This is a genomic window from Sorangium sp. So ce394 (assembly GCF_051474665.1).
Classification (GTDB): Bacteria; Myxococcota_A; Polyangia; order Polyangiales; family Polyangiaceae; genus Sorangium; species Sorangium cellulosum_D.
Map to the genome: position 1 here is coordinate 12,882,782 of NZ_CP150339.1, position 19,649 is coordinate 12,902,430.

The window sequence follows — 19,649 nt, forward strand, 5'->3', positions numbered from 1 at the left end:
GCGGCGGCGGGCGCTCAGCTCGCCAGCGGCAGCGAGAAGTGGATCGTCGTCCCCTGGCCCGGGGTGCTCTCGACGGCCACGGTCCCGTGGTGCGCCTCGACGATGCCGCGCGCGATGTACAGGCCGAGCCCCGCGCCGGTGCGCGACTCCTGCGCGGCCTTCCAGTAGCGATCGAAGAGGTGCGGCTGGTGCTCGGGCGGGATGCCCGGGCCCGTGTCGGCCACGGAGAAGCGCGCGAGGCCGGCGATCCGGCAGAGCGACACGCTCACGACCCCGCCCTTCGGCGTGAACTTCAGCGCGTTGCCGAGCAGGTTCGAGAACACCTGCAGCACGCGATCCCGGTCGGCGAGGACCTCCAGGCCCGCGTCGAGCGGCCCCTGCGTCACCCGGCAGCCCTTGGCCTCGGCGAGCGACGCGGCGGCCTCGAGCGCCTCGCGCACGAGCGCCCCGCCGCGCTCCACCCGCGGCGACACCACGAGCCGCCCCGCCTCGATGCGCGACGCGTCGAGCAGATCCTCGATGAGCCGCGTCATGCGCTGGATCCCGCGGTCCATCCGGTCGACGAGCTGGACGGCGTCGTCCTCCTCGCCGTCCTTCCGCTGGAGCAGATCGCTCCGCAGGAGCGACGCCGTGATCGCGATCGTGTTGAGCGGGTTCCGGAGGTCGTGCGACACGATCGCCAGGAGGTCGTCCCGGGCGCGCGTCGCGGCCTGCGCCTCGTTGTAGAGCCGCGCGTTCTCGAGGGCGACCGACGCCGACTGCGCGAGCTGCGTGAGCAGCACCTCGTCGCTCTCCACGAACGGCCCGTCGCGCCGGTCGAGCAGCAGGATGCTCCCGATGCTCTGGCCGTCCCGGCCGCGCAGCGGCGCCGCGACGAGCGAGCGCGGGTGCAGCTCCGAAGGCGCGCGCGACAGCACGTCGGCGCACGTGGGATCGCTCGCGATCTCGTCGCCCGTCAGCCGGACGCCCGTGCTCCTCCGCTCGATCAGGCCGAACGCGACCTCGCGGATGCTGTCGCGGTCCTCCCGCGCGGCGTACTCCTCGGACAGCGAGATGCCGGTCATCGACCGCTGCGCCACGCCCCGCGCGGCCAGCCGCGCGACGGCCACGTTCGCGTCGAGCAGCGCGCGCGCCTCGTCGGTGGTGCGCTGGATGAGCTCGTTCAGCGAGAGCGACCGGTGGATGCGCAGCGTCGCCTCGGTCAGCTGCGCGAGCTGGTTCGCGTGGCGCGCGAGCGCCCGGCGCGCCTCGTCCTCGCGGCGCTCCGCCTCGTTCAGCCGGAGCACGTAGCGCAGGCTCTGCACCAGCCGCTCGGGCGTCAGCAGGTTCTTCGGCACGTAGTCCGCCGCCCCCCGCTTCATCAGATCGACCGCCAGCGACTCGTCGCCCTGCCCGGTCAGCATGATGAACGGCGCCGTGAGCTTCGCCTTGCGCGCCGCCTCGATCACCGTGAGCCCGTCGCCCCCGGGCAGGTAAAAATCGAGCAGCACGCAGTCGATCTGCTGCTCGTACAGCACCGCGAGCGCCGAATCGACGGAATCGGCCTCCCTGATCTCGGCGTCGACGCGGCCGCTGCGCAGCGCGCGCAGGATCGCGATCCGATCGACCGTGTCGTCGTCGACAACGAGGAGACGAACCGACCTATGGCTCAAGGCATCTCCACGAGCGTCCAGTACCGGTTCAGTGCCGTCATGAGCTCGACGAAGCTCATGAAAGTCACGGGCTTGAGCAGGTAGCCGGCGACGTTCAGGTCGTACGCGTCCACCTTGTCCCGATCGTCGTTCGAGGTGGTCAACACGACGACGGGCGTCGCCCTCAGCGAGGCGTCGGACCGGAGCTCCCGAAGAAACTCGATGCCGTTCATCCTGGGCATATTCAGGTCGAGCAGGACGAGGCGCCGGTCCCTGGGCACCTGGGTGCCGCGCAGCAGGTCGAGCCCCTCGACCCCGTCGCCCGCGACCCAGAGCGGGTTCGTGATCTTGCCCCGATCGAACGCCCTGCGGACGTTCATCACGTCGACGGTGTCGTCCTCTACCAGGATAATGTTCAGGATTTTACCGTCCATCCTCGTCCTCGCTGAGGGGCAAACGCTGGCCCGTCGATAGCATACGAGAGCACCGCTGCACGTGGGCAGGGCGATGGCGACGGAGCTGGAGGCCGGCTCACTCGTTTCCGGGTTACGGAGACACCGCTTACGGCCTGCTTCGCGCGGCTGAAGGTAACGTGGGCCCGCGGCGCCGGGAAGAGGCGATCGGCGGCGAGGTAAGCCCGGGCGCCCCACGACGGCCGCCCGCGCCACGCCGGTGTGCTCGCACTCGTCGGGGGCGCGCCCGCGCTCGAGGCCCACGGTCGCGCCGCCGGGGCGCGGCCCTCGGGGCTACGGCCAGCTGCCGCGGTTGCCCGCGCGGCCGACGAGGTGCGCCACCGCCGTCACCAGGCTGTTCGGCTCGATCGGCTTGGCCAGGTGCATCTGGAAGCCGGCGGCGATCGCCTGCCGGCGGTCCTCCACGCGCGTGTACGCGGTGAGCGCGAGCGCCGGGATCCCGCTCGCCGGGACCTCGGCCCCCATCGCGCGCAGCCGCCGCATCATCGCGTAGCCGTCCTCGCCCGGCATGCCGATGTCGCTCACGAGCACGTCGAACTCGCCCGCGCGGAGCGCCTCGAGCGCCGCGCCGGCCGAGGCCGCCTCGCTCACCGCGGCGCCGGCGCGCCCGAAGATGATGCCGAGCAGCTCGCGCGCGTCGGTCTCGTCGTCGACCACGAGCACCCGGATGCCCTCGAGCAAGCGGCGCGCGGCGCCCCCCGGCGCGTCGCTGCCCCGGCGCTGCGGCGACGGCTGGGACGAGTGCGGCTCGGCGTGGATCGGCAGCCGCACCCGGAAGCGCGCGCCCTTGCCCTCGCCGTCGCTCTCCGCGTTCACGGTGCCGCCCTGCGCCTCCGCCAAATGCCGCACGATGGCCAGGCCGAGGCCGAGGCCCCCGTGCGCCCGGGTCATCCCGCCGTCCGCCTGCCGGAACCGCTCGAACAGGAACGGCAGGAAGCTCTTCGGGATCCCCTCGCCGTTGTCCTCCACCTCGACCTCGAGCATGGCCTCGACGCGCCGCGCGAAGGCCCGCACCTGCCCGCCCGAGGGCGTGAACTTCACCGCGTTCGTGAGCAGGTTCCACACGATCTGCTGGAGCCGATCGGCGTCGCCGAGGAAGATGCCCACGTCCTCGACGACCCAGGCGTTGACCGTGACGCCCTTCGCCAGCGCCGCCGGGCGCACGAGATCGAGCGCCGCGGAGAGCACCTGCCGCACGTCGACCGGATCGGTGCGGAGCTGCAGCTTCCCCGCGATGATCGTCGAGGCGTCGAGCACGTCCTCGATGAGCTGCGACTGCGCCTTCGCGTTGCGCTCGATCGTGGAGAGCCCCCGCTCGAGCGACTCGGCGTCCACCTCGCCCGTCCGGAGGATCCGCGCCCAGCCCAGGATCGACTGGAGCGGCGTCCTGAGCTCGTGCGACACCGTGGCGAGGAACTCGTCCTTGAGCTTGTTCAGCTGCTCGGCGTGCTGGCGCGCCCGCTGCTCCTGATCGAGGAGCTGCGCGCGCTCGGCCTCGGAGCGCTTCTGCTCGGTGATGTCGTGGAACGAGATGCCGACCCCGTCGCCCAGCGCGACCGCGATGGCGCGGAACGTCTGCGGCGCGCCGTCGTGCGCGCTGGAGAGCTCGACCCGGGCGGCCTCGCCGGCCTCGACGACCTTCGCGTACGTGTCGAAGGCGCTCGCGAGCGAGCTGCCCGGCATCTCCACGAGCAGCCGCTTGCCCTCGAGATCCTTGCCGCGGCCGCCGACGATCGGCCCGGTGGCCGGGTTCACGTAGACCCACTCGAAATCGGCGATCGCCCCGGACGCGTCGCGCACGCTGCGCAGGATCATGAACCCGTCGGGCGACGCCTCCTGCACCGTGCGAAACCTCGCCTCGCTCGCGCGCAGCGCCTGCTCGATCGCCTTCCGCTCGGTGATGTCCGTCGCCGTGCAGGTGATGCCGACGATCTCGCCCGCGTCGTCGGCGAGCGGCTCGATCGAGATGTCGAGGTGCTGCGTGCGCCCGCCCGAGTGCAGGGCGATCTCGCGCCGCTGGCCGACCCCGCTGGAGAGCACCTCGCGCTTCGCCCGCTCGAGCGCCCTCGCGGCGTCCGGGTCCTCCAGCACCTCCGCGTCGGCCTTGCCGAGCACCTCGCGCTCCGACTTGCCGAAGGCGTTGTGCATCCACGTGTAGCGGAGGTCCCGGTCCTGGTTGAACACCATGACCGGCGACCCGCGGAGCGCCTTGCGGAAGCGCTCCTCGTTCACCCGGAGCGCCTGCTCCGCGCGCAGGCGCTGGGCCACGCTCTGCTGGAGCTCGAGCGCGAGGCGCTCCGCCTTGCGGCGCGCGCCGATCTGCTCGGTCACATCGAACGCCGTCGCCATGACACCCTCCACGGCGCCGCTCACGCCGTGGAGCGGCTTGCACAGGACGTTGTAGAGCCGCTCCACGAGCTCCCCGGTCCAGTGCATGATCCGCACCGGGATCTCGTTCGCCACGCTCGGCTGGCCGCTCGCCATGACGGCCTCGAGCTGCGCGTGCAGCGGCTGCCCCCGGAGCTCCGGGACCGCCTCGGCGAGCGGCTTGCCGAGCAGATCGTCGCGGCCGACCATCTGACAGAACATCGGGTTGGCCAGCTCGAACACCAGCCCCTCGCCCCTGAGGAGGCAGATCGGCGCCGGCGCCTCGGCGAGCAGCGAGCCGCTCTTGCCCCGCTCGAGCTCGGTGCGCTTGCGCTCGGTCTCCAGCGCGGCCAGCTGGAGCCGGGTGTGCTCGCCGACCGCCTGCGCGATCCCCGCGTCCACGCGCTCGGAGAGCGCCTCGAGGTCGCTCAGGCTCGGCGTGATCCCCGCCTCGTGCAGCTCGCGGAGGATGGAGCGCCGGAGGAGGCTGTACTCGCGGACCATCACCTCCAGGTCGAACCCGTTCTCCCAGCGCGCCTCGCCGTGCTCGCGCGCGGCCTCGTCGCTGCCGTGCGTGGGAGCGCCCTTCTCCAGGCTGGCGGCCACCTCGTCGAGGAAGGTCGGCAACGAGTTGATGATCAGCGGCTTCGGCATGTTTCGCGCCACCGAGCTTCGCCTGCGCAGCTCGCCGACGAACCGCTCGATGATGGCCTCGCGGCGGGTCCTGATGAGCGTGGAGAGCGGGGTCGTCATGATCGGGTCGTTCGCGGCGCCGGCGCCGTCCCGGCAGCCATCGCCGTCAGGGGCCCGGGCAGCGAGCGGGGAGCGGCCCTGGACGACCTGGGCCGCGGGTGGCGTCGAGCACGACATATTCGGCGAGCTTGCCGAGCGCCACAAGGCGCCCCGCCAGCGCAGCCCGCGCGGCGCCGGGTAGGCGACCGCGCCCTTCGTGGGGTAGCCGTCTGTCGTCCTCCGCCGAGGTCGCCCTCGACATGGGTGTTGAGCTGAGCTCGGCTTCCTTCGCGCGCGCACAGGCCCAGGCGCGGGCAAGCGCTGTGCCGAGCTCGGACGACCGGTGTTCGCGGCGATGTGCGGCGCACGACGTCACGAACGAGACAATTTGCCGCAGCGCCTGCGTCCGCCCGGGCCGTGTGACGGCCGGTGAAGCGGGCTGTGGGGCGCCCGGAGGAACAACCGTCTTGATCGACACGCGGGTCGACATGGGACGTCGCGGCACGGCGGCTGCAAGAACGGCGACAACGGCGACAACGGCAACAACGCTGGTTCGAGACGCTGGAACACCAATTCACCCGATCAGGAGGTTATCATGCTCAGTTGGAGTGTTGCGTTCTTTATCGTCGCGATCATCGCCGCCGTCTTCGGCTTCGGCGGCATCGCCGCGAGCGCCGCCTCGGTGGCGAAGCTGCTCTTCGTGATCTTTCTCGTCCTGGCGGTGGTCTCTCTCGCGCTCGGCCGCCGCGTCCGGGCCTGACGCCCTCCACGCCGCCCCTCGAGCGCCGCGTGGGCGCCCGTCTCACACGGGCCCACGCGGCGCCGTCGAGCCCGGCGCCCGAGCCGACCCGCCGCCCGCGCGCCTTCTCATCCTCTCCCCTGCGAACCCCCAACTCCATGCCTTCGTTTGCCGCGCGCTCCGGCGCTGCGCGCACGCCGTCCGGGCGCTGCGTGATGACGCAATGCGTTGTGGGTTGTCGCGCCTTGTGCCGGCGATGCCTGCTTGCACGTGCCTGGCGGCCACGATCGGGGCGATATGTCTCGTCGGGCCGGGCGGTCTCCGCGGTTCTGCCTGGCACGCCCGTCGCAAAGGCGGATGGAGGAACCCATCCAGGGCGCCGCGAGGAACGAACCCGGGCAGCTTCGATGGGGCTTTTCGCGTCGTGCCGGGCTCTCGCCCGGGCGCAAGGTCGGGCCAAGCGGCAGACCGGAGGAGAACATCATGCTGACCGTCCGTACATTCCTTCCTATCGCCATCGTCATGAGCGTCGTCGCGGGCTGCGAGTCCCCCACAGACGCGCAAGCCAAGGCCGAGCGCGCGCAGCGCGAGGCGGAGCAGAAGGCGGCGGAGGTCGCCACCGAGCTCGACAAGAAGGTCGCCGAGATCGACCAGCGGGCCGAGAAGGAGACCGACAACGCCCTCCGGGAGGCCGCGGAGAAGCTCAACAACGCTGCCCTGGAGGCCCAGGAAAAGACCGTGGAGGCCCAGGCGGAGCTCCTGAAGGCGCGCGACGACGTGCGCGCCTCCGCGACGCGCAAGGTCGAGGACCTCGAGAAGGACGTCGCCGAGCTCCGCGCCAAGGCCGAGAAGAAGCTGTCCAAGGCCGAGGTCGACAGGATGGTGAAGGACCTCCAGGACAAGTCGGAGGCGGTGCGCAGGAGCCTGCGCGACCTTGACGCGGCCACGAGCACGAACCTCGAACAAGTGAAGAAGGGCGTCGACCAGCGCGTGGAAGAGCTGGATCGCGCCATCCAGGAGGCGAGGCGGCGCGTCTGACGCGCCCGCGGCCCTGCCCAGCAAGCTCGACAAGAGGAGGACACCATGGAGAACCAGAAGGCGACTCAGCAGACCCAGTCGGCGGACATCGAAGGCGAGGGCAACCACACGGCCGATCGGCGCTACCGCGAAGGCGTGCAGAGGTCGGTGAAGGACGGCAAGATCGAGCAGCACGCGGAGGAGGCCGCCGAGGCGCTGGACGGCCCCGAAGGCGACGCGCTGCGCGAAGCCCAGGAGGCGACCCGGCGCGGTCGGCCGAGCTGACCCGGCGAGCGTGCGATGATCCGCGAGCTCCGCTGCAAATCCTGCGGTCGCCGGTACATCTTCGTATCGACGGCGGCCGCGCCCTGCCGGGCCTGCGGCTCGGCCCTCGAAGAGATGGAGCTCGAGCGCGGCGTCTACGAGCTCGCCTCGGACGCCGCGCCGAGCGCCGCCTCGCCGGAGCCGAAGGCCGCGGCGGACAAGATGGTCCCCGAGGATCTCGGCTACGGAGAGTCGCACGGGTACGGGCCCGCGCACGGCGGCCCGACCGGCCCCGGCGACGCGCCGGCGCCCACCCCGTGAGCCCACCGGCCCTCATCTCCCTCGACACGCGATGGCCCGGGCTCCCCGGCTCGGGGCACGGCGTTAGAGCACCGATCAGCTCGAAACGCCCGAGAATGAAGAGATTGGAACCACATAGGCACAGAGAACACAGAGGGATGAAAGGGATGAAGAAGAGATTCCGAGCGCTCTCTTCTCTCTCCCTCTGTGTCCTCTGTGCCTATGTGGTTCATTTCCGCGGGGTTTCACCCCGTTCGGCGTCCTAGGACATGGCCGGTCGACAGGCGCGCAGGCGCTCGCGGCGCGCGTCGAGCGCCGGTGCCCGCCTGGGCGGTGAACCGAGCGTGAGGAGGAGGAGCGCGGCGGGAGGGCCGCCGCCGTCAGGCCGCCGTCGCGGTGCGCGCCGGGGCGTGGCTCTGGCCGTGGGAGCGGCGGGAATGGGCGATGAGCGCGTCGAACAGCTCCAGCATCTGCTGGCCCAGCCGCTCGTTCGCCTCCTCGCTCAGCTCCGCCTCGATCCGAGGCAAGAGCTCCCGCTCCTCCTCGTCGGCGTGGTGCATGACGAGCTCCCTCAGGGTGGATAGCCTGGCCTTGAAGCTCGGGTCCTCTGGCGCCGTGTTGACGACGCGCCGGATCTCGAACCGCGCGACCGTGTGCTCCTCGCAGGCCCCGCCGATGAGATCCGGCTCGATCGCGAGCAGCTCCGGGAAGAGCACCACTTGCTCGGCGAGCATGTGGGCGAGCAGGTGTTTCGTGAGCTCGTCCGTCACCCGCCGGACATCGCCGACGCCCGAGGCCGCCAGCTCGAACAGCCTCTCGGCTTCGCGGTGCTGCCCTGTCAAGAGCTGTGTCGCTTTCATGCATTCTCCTCCCGGACACCGAACGTGTGCGTGTTGTCGATGGACGTGAAACAGGGATCTCGTCGCCCTCGCGCCAGGGCCGCTCAGGCGGCGGCCGAGAGGTGCGCGAGGCCGCGCAGCGGCTCGCCCCTCGGGCCCTCGAGCGAGAAGGTGACGGCGCCGCTCCTGCCGATCAGCCCGCGCATCGTCAGCGACAGGCCCGCCAGCTCATGCGCCGCAGGGGCCAGCGGGTCCGAGCCGGGGCAGAGCACGACGCGCTTCACGCCAGGGAGCGCGCCGAGCACGGCGCGCACGAGCGCGGACCGGACCACGAGCTTGTTCGCGGACGACGCCGCGACGAACACGGCCGTGCTCACCTCGCCGAGGAGCAGGAGCTTCTCCTGCAAGCGCGACTGGAACGTCGACGCGTGCTCGCTCGGCAGCTGAATCACCGTGTGGATGTCGCGCGTCCGGGTGCTCAGCCAGGCGGCGCACTCGGTCCAGGGCGCGCCGGGCTCAGCAATCAGCAGGCAGGTCTCCTCTCGACGCTCGCCCTTCTGCCCCCTCTTCTTCATGGGGCATATTCAAGCAACTCTCGTGCCGAATCGTCTTATTCCGGACGTGAGCACGTCCGGGGCGCCAGATGTGATCTGGAGATGTGGAATTTCGCCTCTCACCGCCGGCTCGGACGGACTCGACAGATCGAGCGAGGTCGAGGTGCTCAGGCCAACACCAGCACACGATGGCTGCCGCAGGATCCAGAGAAATGAAGCGCTCAATCGCGGTATCTCGATCCGCGGACGGAGACGCATCGCAACAAACCGCGAATTCCCTGCTCTCCTCGAACGCTCGTTGTTCGATCGCTCAGCCTGCGATCCTTCGCCGCGGGCCGCGCCGGTCCTGCCGGTCGCCATGCCTGGCCGCTCGCCAGCGCGCGGATCGCCAGCCGTCAGCGCGCCCGCGCGCCACGAGCGCGCTCGCCGCGGGCGCGCCTCGGCCTCGCGCGGACGGCCGGGGCCTGCGCTGCATCCACGCGGCACCCGACGCTTTTCGTGGCCGCGGCCGCCTGGAGGCGGCCCTCCCCGCCGCGCAGCCTCTCGCCGCGGACGGGCGAGGCGCGCCACGTGCATCACCGGACGACGTGCTGCCTATCTGTGGAAATCCAGGGAGCTGGTAACGCCATCCGGCGAGGCGCTGGAGAGCGCCGCCACATCTCGGGGGCGCCTCGGCCGGGGAGGGGGGCGCGCCGGCGCCGCGCCATGGGCCGCTGCCGGCATGGTTGAGGCAGGAAAGCCCACCTGTGGCGAAACGTCACGTTGAAGAATCTCAAGGATGAGCGAGCTGGGCTTGATGGCGCGGTGTCTCCGTGGCACGTTCCCTGCAACTGCAGGCAGCGGTCGACCTAGTGAGCTGCCGGGGAAGGACACGCGATGAGCGGCAGGATACTCGTCGTCGATGACGACGAAGCGACGTGCGATCTGGTCGAAGCCCTCCTCAAGAGGCAGGAATTCTCCGTGGCGGCGCGCACCTCCGCGAAGAGCGCGCTGGAGCTCGTGAGCGAGGACGACTTCGACGTCGTGTTGACCGACGTCGGCATGAGCGAGATGAGCGGCCTCGAGCTGTGCGAGCGCATCCTCGGCGCCCGGCCCGACATGCTGGTCATCGTCATGACGGCGCTCGGGAGCATGGAGACGGCGATCTCCGCGATGCGCGCCGGAGCGTTCGACTTCGTCACGAAGCCGCTCGACTCGAACCTCCTTGGCCTGACGGTCTCGCGCGCCGTCCAGCACCGGCGCCTCCGGTCCGAGGTGAAGCGCCTGCGTGAGGCGGCCCACGACGTCCAGCAGACGAAGGGCCTCGTCGGGCGCAGCCCCGCGATGAAGCGCGTCTACGACCTCATCGGGCGCGTCGCGCGCAGCGACGCCTCGGTGCTCGTGCACGGCGAGACGGGCACCGGCAAGGAGCTCATCGCGCGGGCGATCCACGAGGCCAGCGGCCGCCCCGGCCCCTTCGTCGCCGTCAACTGCGCCGCGGTGCCCCAGGCGCTCCTCGAGAGCGAGCTCTTCGGCCACGCGCGCGGCGCCTTCACCGACGCGAAGACCCAGCGCACCGGCCTGTTCCTCGAGGCGAGCGGCGGCACCATCTTCCTCGACGAGATCGGCGAGATGCCGCTCGAGGTCCAGCCGAAGCTGCTCCGCGCGCTCCAGGAGCGGAAGGTGCGGCCGGTCGGCTCGAACGCCGAGATCCCCTTCGACGCGCGCATCGTGACCGCGACCAACCGCGACCTCGAGACCGAGGTGTACGAGAAGCGGTTCCGCGAGGACCTCTACTACCGCGTCAACGTCGTGAAGATCGACCTGCCGCCCCTGCGCGAGCGCGGGACCGACGTGCTCCACCTCGCGATGCACTTCCTCGAGAAGTTCTCGTCCAGGAGCGGCAAGGGCGTGCTCTCGCTCTCGACGGCGGCCGCGGAGAAGCTCACCGCCTACAACTGGCCGGGCAACGTGCGCGAGCTCGAGAACAGCATCGAGCGCGCCGTGGCCCTCGCGCGCTTCGAGCAGATCACGGTCGAGGATCTGCCCGAGAAGGTCCAGGCCTACCGGCCCGACCGCTTCGTCGTCGCCGTCGACGAGCCGGCCGAGATCATGACGATGGACGAGCTCGAGAAGCGGTACATCAAGCGCGTGCTCGCGCTCGTCGGCGGCAACAAGTCGCGCGCCGCCCAGATGCTCGGGTTCGACCGGCGCACGCTGTACCGCAAGCTGGAGCGCTACGGGGAGCAGGATGGCTCGGGCGGGGACGAAGGCCCAGACAAGGACAAGGCGGCCTCTTCGCCGGGGTCGGCGAGCTCTGCGCTCAGCTGAGCTGAGATGAGGCGCGAGGTAAGGCGGAAGGAATGACGGAAAAGGCGCTCCCCGAGTCGGTCTACAAGCTGTTCGCGCGCACGGGGCACGACGTTCGAGGGCCGGCGGGCGTCGTGGCCGGCGCGCTCGACGAGCTCGAGCGCGCCCTCGGCGGCGAGACGACCGCTCGGAACGCGGCGTTCTTCACGATGGCGCGCCGGGGCGTGCGCCGCCTCCTGCGCCTCGCCGACCGCTACACCGCCGCCTCGGAGCTGTCGCGGCAGCTGGACGCCCAGGTGCAGTCGCTCGACCTCGAGCCGCTCGTGCGCCAGGCCGTCTCGGAGGCGTCGTTCGTCTACGGCAGGCGCCAGGTCACGGTGGCGCTCGACCTCGCGCCGCTGCGCGGCTTCGCGCACCCGTCGTCGATGACCGCGGCGCTCGCGGACGCGCTCATGCTCGCCCTGCGCGCCGCCCGCGCGCGGGTCGCCGTCGAGCTCGCGGCCCACGGCGACAAGGCGCGCGTGGTGCTCACGAGCGACGCGGACACGACCTCGGTGGAGGAGCTCTTCGAGACGGCGCTCTCCCCGGAGGCGGATCCGCTCGACGAGGGCGCGCTGCCCGTCCGCGTCATCGACGGCGTGCTCAGGGCGCACGGCGGCACGGCGCGGGTCGAGCGCGTGGGCGCGGAGACGCGCATCACCTTGGAGTGGCCGCTGAACGAGGCGGATCGTAAGGTGGGCGCGCGATGAGCGAGGAGCTGCCGCAGGTCCTGGTCCTGGACGACGATGACGACACCGCGGCGCTGCTCGGCATGGCGCTCCGCCGCCGCGGCTTCCGCGTGGCCGTGGCGCGGTCGTGCGAGGAGGGGCGCGCGGCGCTGGCCGAGCGCCCGGTCGACGCCCTGGTGACCGACGTGTCGCTCCCGGACGGCAGCGGCCTGGAGCTCGTGGCGTCGCTCGAGACCAAGCCGCGCGCGCTCGTCGTGGTGAGCGGCTTCGGCGGCGACGACGACCGCGAGAAGAGCCGGGCGGCCGGGGCGCACGTGCACCTCGTCAAGCCGGTCGACGTGGCCCGGCTCGTGTCGACGCTCAACGAGCTGCTCGGTCGCCCGGGCTGAGCGCCCGGCCGGCTCACTTGTCGACGGACGCGTAGAACGAGACGCCCCTGCGGTTCTCGTCGAGGCGCAGCGGGTGCTGCAGCGCCGGCAGCGCCCGCTGGGCGCAGTCGAGGCGCTCGCAGGTCCGGCAGGTGACGCCGACCGGGACGGCCGCGCCGATGTTGTCGAGGTCGATCCCGTCGGCGTAGACGAGCTCGCGGGCGTAGCGGACGTCGCAGCCCATGCCGATCGACTGGACCGTGTGGGGGACGTGGTAGCCGCCGCGGTCGCTGCGCACGGTGCGCGCGATGCAGAAGTAGACCGCGCCGTCGGGCATCTGCGAGAGCTGGATCCGGATCATGCCGGGCGTCATCAGGGCGGCGTGCACGTTCCAGCGAGGGCAGGCGCCGCTGAACCGCGCGAAGCGGATGCCGGAGCCGCTGAAGCGCTTCGAGATGTTGCCCGCGATGTCGATGCGGACCATGTGCATCGGCACCCCCTCGGCGCCGGGGCGGCGCAGCGTCGTCAGCCGGTGGCACACCTGCTCGAAGCTCGTGCCGAAGCGGTGCGCGAGGAGCTCGATGTCGTAGCGCTCGGCGCGCGCGGCCTCCAAGAACGGCTGGTAGGGCATGAGGATCGCGGCGGCGAAGTAGTTGGCCAGCGCGACGCGCGCGAGCGCGCGGGACTCGGGGGTGGTGAGGTTCTCGTCGCGCAGGATGCGGTCGATGGCGGCCGACTGCGTGAGCAGCCCGAGCTGGTGCGCGAGCTGGAACCGGCGGCTCCGGGGCGGCAGCACCTCGGAGATGCTGAGCACGCGCCGCTCGGGATCGTAGCGCCGCATCGCCTGGCGCTCGTCCGCGACCCGCACGATGCGCACCTCGATGCCGCGCGTCGCGTGGAGGTACCGGACGAGGCCGCGGTAGACGTCGTCCGCGTCGAGCTCCGCCTCGCGCCAGAGCGCCTCGGCGCCCTCCTCGAGCTCCGGGAAGTGGTTCATCCGGCGCTGGATCAGGTCGCTCACCTCCTCGGACGGCAGGCGCGAGTTGTCGACCGCGACGAACCCGTCGCCCGCCAGCCGCTCTCCCAGCGTGTCCAGCGACTCGCGGGTGGTCGCGTACGTGCGGTAGAGCGTGAGCACCGCGCGCGCCACGTTCGGTGAGCTGGCGACGAGCTCGCGCAGATCCGCGTTCGTGAGCCCGTGGCTCTCGAAGATGGGATCGCCGAACACCTCGTGGAGATCCGCTGTCAGCCGGACATCCTCTTCCGACGCGAAATTCTGGAGATCGAGCTGGAATATCTGGGCCAGCCGGATGAGCAGCGGCGCGGTCAACGGACGCCGGTTGTTCTCTATCAAGTTCAGATAACTCGCCGAGACACCGAGGCGCTCCGCCAGATCGACCTGCGTCATGTGCTCGCGGCGCCGGAGCGCGCGGACTTTGGCTCCGAGTAGAGGTGCATCGGCCATGAGGACCCTCCCGAACGTAGCTGAACTTACTGAACCCACGTGTAGGTGAAGCGCCCCACCGTAGAAATTTACAATAGTTTACACGTTGACTGCCTGTAAAGGCCTTTCGTCGACATCGTTATCCGCCTGCATTTCAAAGCGAAGTTGACGTTGAAACCCCGTCGACAAACATAGTTTCGTTGTAACGACGCGCAGCGTTGCAGGAGATGTGGATGAGCCAGAATCATGCGACCTCGAACCTGAGCCTGCTCGCCCCCCGCGTTGCGGGCGACGAGTCTGTCCTCACGCCAGAGGCCCTTCGCTTCCTCGCGAATCTCGGACGTAAGTTCGCTGACCGGGTTCCCGGCCTTCTCGCGCGGCGGCGCGCGGTGCAGGCGCGGCTCGACGCGGGCGAGCGGTTCGATTTCCTCCGGGAGACGCGCGACGTGCGCGAGGGGGACTGGACCGTGGCGCCGCTGCCCGAGGACCTGCTCGACCGGCGCGTGGAGATCACCGGGCCCGTCGATCCCAAGATGATCATCAATGCCTTGAACTCCGGCGCGAGCGTGTTCATGGCGGACTTCGAGGACGCCACCTCGCCGACGTGGAAGAACCTCATCGAGGGGCAGGCGGCGCTGCGGCTCGCGGCGCGGCGCGAGCTCCGTTACGAGGATCCGGCCACGGGCAAGCGCTACGCCCTCGGCGAGCGGCTCGCGACGCTGATCGTGCGCCCGCGCGGCTGGCACCTCTGGGAGAAGCACGTCGAGCTCGACGGGAAGCCGCTGCCGGGCGGGCTCTTCGATTTCGGCCTGTTCTTCTTTCACAACGCGCGTGAGCTCGTCCGCCGCGGCACCGGGCCTTACTTCTACCTGCCGAAGATGGAGAGTCACCTGGAGGCGCGCCTCTGGAACGACGTGTTCCTCTTCGCGCAGGAGGCGGTCGGCCTGCCGGCGGGCACGATCAAGGCCACGGTCCTCATCGAGACGCTGCCCGCGGCGTTCGAGATGGACGAGATCCTCTACGAGCTCCGCCAGCACTCGGCCGGGCTCAACTGCGGCCGTTGGGACTACATCTTCAGCTTCATCAAGAAGCTCCGGAACGACCCGACCTGCGTGATGCCGGACCGCTCGCAGGTGACGATGGAGCAGCACTTCCTGCGCTCGTACACCCAGCTGCTCGTGAAGACCTGCCACCGCCGCGGCGTGCACGCGATGGGCGGCATGGCGGCGCAGATCCCGATCAAGAGCGACCCCGACGCGAACCGCGCGGCGCTCGAGAAGGTGCGCGCCGACAAGCTGCGCGAGGTCAAGGACGGACACGACGGCACCTGGGTCGCCCACCCGGGGCTCGTGCCGCTCGCCCGCGAGGTGTTCGACGCGCACATGCCCGCGGCGAACCAGATCGAGCGCAAGCGCGAGGACGTCCGCGTGGAGGCGGCCGACCTCCTGCGCGTGCCGCCGGGCGCGCGCACCGAGGCCGGCCTGCGGCACAACATCCGCGTCGGCATCCAATACCTCGAGGCGTGGATCAGCGGCCTCGGCTGCGTCCCGCTCTACAACCTGATGGAGGACGCGGCCACCGCGGAGATCTCGCGCACCCAGGTATGGCAGTGGATCCGCCACAAGGCGACGCTGGACGACGGCCAGCCGCTCACCGTGGAGCGCTTCCGCGCGGCGGTCGACGGCGAGATGGCCGCCCTGCGCGGCGCGCTCGGCGAGGCGCGCTTCGACGGCGGCCGCTTCGCCGACGCGCGCCAGCTCTTCGAGCGGCTCTCCGTCGGGGAGACCTTCGAGGAGTTCCTCACGCTGCCCGCTTACGAGCTCTTGATCTCGCGCGCCGGAGGCCAGGGCGCGTGACGCTCGGCCACCCTGTTTCGACGTCGACACAGCGGCAGCTGCCGCCTGCAACCCCAACGCACTAGGAGCCCAGTCATGTCCGCTGCTTTCCCGCTCAATACGCCGATCTCCGCCGATTCCCTGCACGCGACGCCGAGCGACGTCGCCCCCGGCCGATGGAGCGGCATCGTGCGCCCGTACTCGGAGGCCGACGTCGCGCGCCTCCGCGGCACCGTCCGTATCGATTACACGCTCGCCTCCCTCGGGGCGAAGCGGCTCTGGAACCTGATGCACAGCGAGCCCTACGTGGCGGCGCTCGGCGCGCTCACCGGCAACCAGGCGATGCAGCAGGTCCGGGCCGGGCTCAAGGCGATCTACCTGAGCGGCTGGCAGGTGGCGGCGGACAACAACGAGGCCGGGACGATGTACCCCGACCAGAGCCTGTATCCGGCGAACAGCGTCCCGACGCTCGTGCGGCGCATCAACCAGGCGCTCCTCCGCGCCGACCAGATCGAGACCGCCGAGGGCAAGTCGGGGCGCTACTGGCTCGCCCCCATCATGGCCGACGCCGAGGCCGGCTTCGGAGGGCCGCTGAACGCCTTCGAGCTCATGAAGGGCATGATCGAGGCCGGCGCCGCGGGCGTGCACTTCGAGGACCAGCTGGCGTCCGAGAAGAAGTGCGGGCACATGGGCGGCAAGGTCCTCGTCCCGACCAGCCAGTTCATCCGCACCCTCGTCGCCGCCCGCCTCGCCAGCGACGTCATGGGCGTGCCGACCGTCCTCGTCGCGCGCACCGACGCCGACAGCGCCAAGCTCATCACCTCGGACATCGACCCGCGCGACAAGCCGTTCATCCCCGGCGAGCGCACGCCCGAGGGCTTCTACGTGCTGAAGGGCGGCCTCGAGGCGGCCATCGCGCGCGGGCTCGCCTACGCGCCCTACGCCGACCTCGTCTGGTGCGAGACCTCGACGCCGGACCTCGACCAGGCGCGGCGCTTCGCGGAGGGCATCCACAAGCAGTTCCCGGGCAAGCTGCTCGCCTACAACTGCTCTCCTTCGTTCAACTGGAAGAAGCACCTCGACGACGCGACCATCGCGCGGTTCCAGCGCGAGCTCGGCGCGATGGGGTACAAGTTCCAGTTCGTCACCCTCGCCGGGTTCCACGCGCTCAACCACAGCATGTTCGAGCTCGCCAGGCAGTACCAGCGCCGCGGCATGTCCGCGTACTCCGAGCTCCAGCAGGCCGAGTTCGCCGGCGAGCAGTTCGGCTACAGCGCCACGCGCCACCAGCGCGAGGTCGGGACGGGCTACTTCGACGAGGTCGCCCAGGTGATCTCGGGCGGCGCGGCGTCCACGCTGGCCCTGCACGAGTCCACCGAGGCCGCCCAGTTCTGAGCGCCCGCGCGGGCGCGCGCCCTCCGCCGGGCACGTCCGCGCGTCGTCCACGCTGCCGCCGGACCGCGCCCCGCCCCGAGGAGCGGGCGTCCGCGGCGGGCGCGGCCGCGCGGCGCCCTCTTCCACGGTGGTCCAGGGGGGGCCGTTCGAGTAGGCTCCGCTCGGGCGGCGGCGCCCGGCTGCGTCCGGCCGCGGTCGCCCGAGCCGAGGTGAAAGACAGCTGTGACAACGCAGAGCCCCCGACCGAGCGACGCTGACAGCGGCGGCGCCGCGTCCAATTTCATCCGCAACATCATCGCCGAAGACCTCGCCGCAGGGAGGCACACGCGGGTCGTGACCCGGTTCCCGCCCGAGCCGAACGGATATCTGCACATCGGACATGCGAAGTCGATCCTGCTCAACTTCGGGCTGGCGGCCGACTTCGGCGGCGTGTGCCACATGCGGTTCGACGACACGAACCCTGCGGCCGAGGACCTGGAGTACGTCGAGTCCATCCAGCGGGACGTCCGCTGGCTCGGCGGCGACTGGGGCGACAAGCTCTTCTTCGCGTCGGACTACTTCGAGCGGCTGTACGCGTTCGCGGTGGAGCTCATCCAGAAGGGCAAGGCGTACGTGTGCAGCCTGAGCGAGGCGGAGACCCGCGAGATGCGCGGCACCGTCACCGAGCCCGGGCGCGAGAGCCCCTACAGGAACAGGTCCGTCCAGGAGAACCTCGATCTGTTCGCGCGCATGCGAGCAGGGGAGTTCCCCGAGGGCGCCCACGTGCTCCGGGCCAAGATCGACATGGCCGCTCCCAACATGAAGATGCGCGATCCGCCGATCTACCGCATCAAGCGCGCGCGCCATTACCGGACGGGCGACGCCTGGTGCATCTACCCGCTGTACGATTTCGCGCACAGCCTCTCCGACGCGATCGAGGGGATCACCCACTCGATCTGCACGCTGGAGTTCGAGAACAACCGGGAGCTCTACGACTGGATCATCGAGAGCCTGGACGTCCCGTCCCGCCCCCGGCAGTACGAGTTCGCGCGGTTGAACCTGAACTACACGGTGATGAGCAAGCGCAAGCTGCTCGGGCTCGTGAAGGGCGGCCACGTGAAGGGCTGGGACGACCCGCGCATGCCCACCATCGCCGGCCTCCGGCGCCGCGGCGTGACGCCCGAGGCCATCCGCGCCTTCTGCGAGGAGATCGGCGTCGCCAAGACGAACAGCATGGTGGACATCGCGAAGTTCGAGTCGTGCGTCCGCGACGACCTGAACCTCCGCGCGCCGCGCGTGATGGCCGTGCTGCGCCCGCTCCGCGTCGTCCTCGAGAACTACCCCGAGGGGCAGGTGGAGCAGATCGACGCGCCCTACTGGCCCGACGACGTGCCGAAGCAGGGCTCCCGCAAGGTCCCCCTCTCGCGGGTGCTCTACATCGAGCGCGACGACTTCCTCGAGGACCCGCCCAAGAAATGGTTCCGGCTCGCGCCCGGGCAGCAGGTGCGGCTCCGGTACGCCGGGTTCATCACCTGTCGAGAGGTGGTGAAAGACCCGACCACGGGAGAGGTGGTGGAGCTCCGGTGCACCTACGATCACCCCACGAGCAGCGGTGAGGCGCCCGACGGCCGCAAGCCGAAGGGGACGCTGCACTGGGTCTCGGCGGCCCACGCGATCTCCGCGGAGGTCCGGCTCTACGACCGGCTGTTCGCGGCCGAGCGGCCCGACGCGGTCGACGAGGGGCGGGATTTCCTGGAGAACTTGAATCCTGGTTCGCTGGTCACCCTGACCGGATGTCGGGTGGAACCGAGCCTGTCCAGCGTGGAGCGGGGCAGCCATGTCCAGTTCGAGCGCCAGGGGTTCTTCTTCGTGGATCCGGTCGACTCCGCGCCCGGAGCGCCGGTGTTCAACCGCACCGTGGCGCTCAAGGACTCGTGGGCGAAGCTGGCCGCCGAGAAGCCCGCTCCGGCCGCGGCGCCCGAGAGCGCGGCCGCGAAGGCGCCGCCGCCCCGGCCGAAGACCGAGCGCGCGACGGTGGAGGAGCGGCTCGCGCGGCTCGATCCGGCCCGCGCCGACAAGGCCAGAAACCTCATCGAAACACGCGGGATCCCCGGCGACGACGCCGTCGTCCTGGCCGAGGACGACGGCCTCCTGCGGCTGTTCGAGGAGGCGGTGGCGGTCCACGACAACCCGAGGAGCGCCGCCAACTGGGTCATCCACTCGATCTCGCGCGAGCTCAGGGACAGGAAGGCAGGCGACCTGCCCTTCTCAGGTGCGCAGCTCGGCGAGCTCCTCGCGCTGATCGATGATGGGACGATTTCGACGAAGATAGCAAAAGACGTCCTCGTTGAGATAATGCAGCGGGGCGGTAGCCCGCGGGCGATCGTCGAGCAGAGAGGGCTCCGGCAGGTGGCCGACGAGGGCGCGGTGGAGCGCATCGTCGACCAGATCATCGCCGGGCACCCCGGCGAGGTCTCCCGCTTCCGCGCGGGCAATACGAAGCTGATCGGGTTCTTCGTCGGTCAGGTCATGAAGGCCTCCGGCGGCAAAGCGAACCCCGACCTGGTCAATGCGCTGCTGACCAGGAAACTGGCGTAACTCTCCCACCCACACGCTGCTTCGCTTCCCCCCTGCTCAGGGTGCGCGGGAGTGCTGCGCTCTGCGTTGTCCCCCGCCCGGCACCTGACTACGTGAT

16 protein-coding genes are annotated in these 19,649 nt (G+C 70.7%); 10 read left to right on the forward strand and 6 right to left on the reverse strand.

From position 1 onward, the window contains the following. Nucleotides 1-14: 14 nt before the first annotated feature. The 3 genes from WMF33_RS47585 to WMF33_RS47595 form a co-directional block, all read right to left on the reverse strand. A complete protein-coding gene (locus tag WMF33_RS47585) occupies nt 15-1,652 on the reverse strand; it encodes an ATP-binding protein (protein ID WP_437334767.1) in 1,638 nt (545 codons plus the stop codon). Continuing rightward, nucleotides 1,649-2,065: a response regulator gene (locus WMF33_RS47590; protein WP_437334768.1), complete on the reverse strand. Its 417-nt coding sequence runs from the start codon at nt 2,063-2,065 to the stop codon at nt 1,649-1,651. The genes WMF33_RS47585 and WMF33_RS47590 overlap by 4 nt, the downstream gene beginning before the upstream one ends. 312 nt (nt 2,066-2,377) lie before the next feature. Then, nucleotides 2,378-5,341, reverse strand: coding sequence for a PAS domain-containing protein (locus WMF33_RS47595; protein ID WP_437334769.1), 2,964 nt, complete (start codon nt 5,339-5,341; stop codon nt 2,378-2,380). 457 nt (nt 5,342-5,798) lie between these two features. On the opposite strand from WMF33_RS47595, the gene WMF33_RS47600 reads away from it, so the two are divergent. The 4 genes from WMF33_RS47600 (at nt 5,799) to WMF33_RS47615 (ending at nt 7,544) form a co-directional block, all read left to right on the forward strand. Continuing rightward, nucleotides 5,799-5,963: a DUF1328 domain-containing protein gene (locus WMF33_RS47600; RefSeq protein ID WP_437334770.1), complete on the forward strand. Its 165-nt coding sequence runs from the start codon at nt 5,799-5,801 to the stop codon at nt 5,961-5,963. Nucleotides 5,964-6,425: 462 nt separating this feature from the next. Next, complete coding sequence (locus WMF33_RS47605; RefSeq protein WP_437316728.1) at nt 6,426-6,980, forward strand: hypothetical protein; 555 nt, start codon at nt 6,426-6,428, stop codon at nt 6,978-6,980. A gap of 45 nt (nt 6,981-7,025) precedes the next feature. Then, on the forward strand, nt 7,026-7,244 hold the full coding sequence (locus WMF33_RS47610; protein ID WP_020741834.1) for a hypothetical protein: 219 nt from the start codon (nt 7,026-7,028) through the stop codon (nt 7,242-7,244). A 15-nt stretch (nt 7,245-7,259) separates the two neighbouring features. Next, complete coding sequence (locus WMF33_RS47615) at nt 7,260-7,544, forward strand: hypothetical protein (protein ID WP_061628885.1); 285 nt, start codon at nt 7,260-7,262, stop codon at nt 7,542-7,544. Nucleotides 7,545-7,903: 359 nt separating this feature from the next. On the opposite strand, the gene WMF33_RS47620 is transcribed toward WMF33_RS47615, so the two are convergent. After that, nucleotides 7,904-8,383 (reverse strand): hemerythrin domain-containing protein, encoded by a 480-nt coding sequence (locus tag WMF33_RS47620; RefSeq protein WP_437334771.1) that lies wholly within the window; start codon nt 8,381-8,383, stop codon nt 7,904-7,906. Nucleotides 8,384-8,466: 83 nt separating this feature from the next. Next, a complete protein-coding gene (locus tag WMF33_RS47625; RefSeq protein WP_437334772.1) occupies nt 8,467-8,937 on the reverse strand; it encodes a hypothetical protein in 471 nt (156 codons plus the stop codon). Between the two features lie 855 nt (nt 8,938-9,792). On the opposite strand from WMF33_RS47625, the gene WMF33_RS47630 reads away from it, so the two are divergent. The 3 genes from WMF33_RS47630 to WMF33_RS47640 are packed head-to-tail and all read left to right on the forward strand — an operon-like array spanning nt 9,793 to nt 12,322. After that, nucleotides 9,793-11,226: a sigma-54-dependent transcriptional regulator gene (locus WMF33_RS47630; RefSeq protein ID WP_020741839.1), complete on the forward strand. Its 1,434-nt coding sequence runs from the start codon at nt 9,793-9,795 to the stop codon at nt 11,224-11,226. Nucleotides 11,227-11,258: 32 nt separating this feature from the next. Next, the gene (locus tag WMF33_RS47635) at nt 11,259-11,954 is read left to right on the forward strand and encodes a hypothetical protein (protein ID WP_061622671.1); all 696 of its coding nucleotides are present in this window, start codon (nt 11,259-11,261) and stop codon (nt 11,952-11,954) included. Next, nucleotides 11,951-12,322, forward strand: a complete 372-nt coding sequence (locus tag WMF33_RS47640) for a response regulator (protein WP_437334773.1) — start codon at nt 11,951-11,953, stop codon at nt 12,320-12,322. Before WMF33_RS47635 ends, WMF33_RS47640 begins: the two co-directional genes overlap by 4 nt. A 13-nt stretch (nt 12,323-12,335) precedes the next feature. On the opposite strand, the gene WMF33_RS47645 is transcribed toward WMF33_RS47640, so the two are convergent. Then, the gene (locus WMF33_RS47645) at nt 12,336-13,766 is read right to left on the reverse strand and encodes a helix-turn-helix domain-containing protein (protein ID WP_437334774.1); all 1,431 of its coding nucleotides are present in this window, start codon (nt 13,764-13,766) and stop codon (nt 12,336-12,338) included. 212 nt (nt 13,767-13,978) lie between these two features. On the opposite strand from WMF33_RS47645, the gene aceB reads away from it, so the two are divergent. The 3 genes from aceB (at nt 13,979) to WMF33_RS47660 (ending at nt 19,552) form a co-directional block, all read left to right on the forward strand. Beyond that, complete coding sequence (gene aceB, locus WMF33_RS47650; RefSeq protein WP_437334775.1) at nt 13,979-15,601, forward strand: malate synthase A; 1,623 nt, start codon at nt 13,979-13,981, stop codon at nt 15,599-15,601. 75 nt (nt 15,602-15,676) lie between these two features. Continuing rightward, on the forward strand, nt 15,677-16,975 hold the full coding sequence (gene aceA, locus WMF33_RS47655) for an isocitrate lyase (protein WP_437334776.1): 1,299 nt from the start codon (nt 15,677-15,679) through the stop codon (nt 16,973-16,975). 222 nt (nt 16,976-17,197) lie between these two features. After that, entirely contained in the window at nt 17,198-19,552 is a 2,355-nt protein-coding gene (locus WMF33_RS47660; RefSeq protein WP_437334777.1) for a glutamine--tRNA ligase/YqeY domain fusion protein, read from the forward strand. Nucleotides 19,553-19,649: the final 97 nt, after the last annotated feature.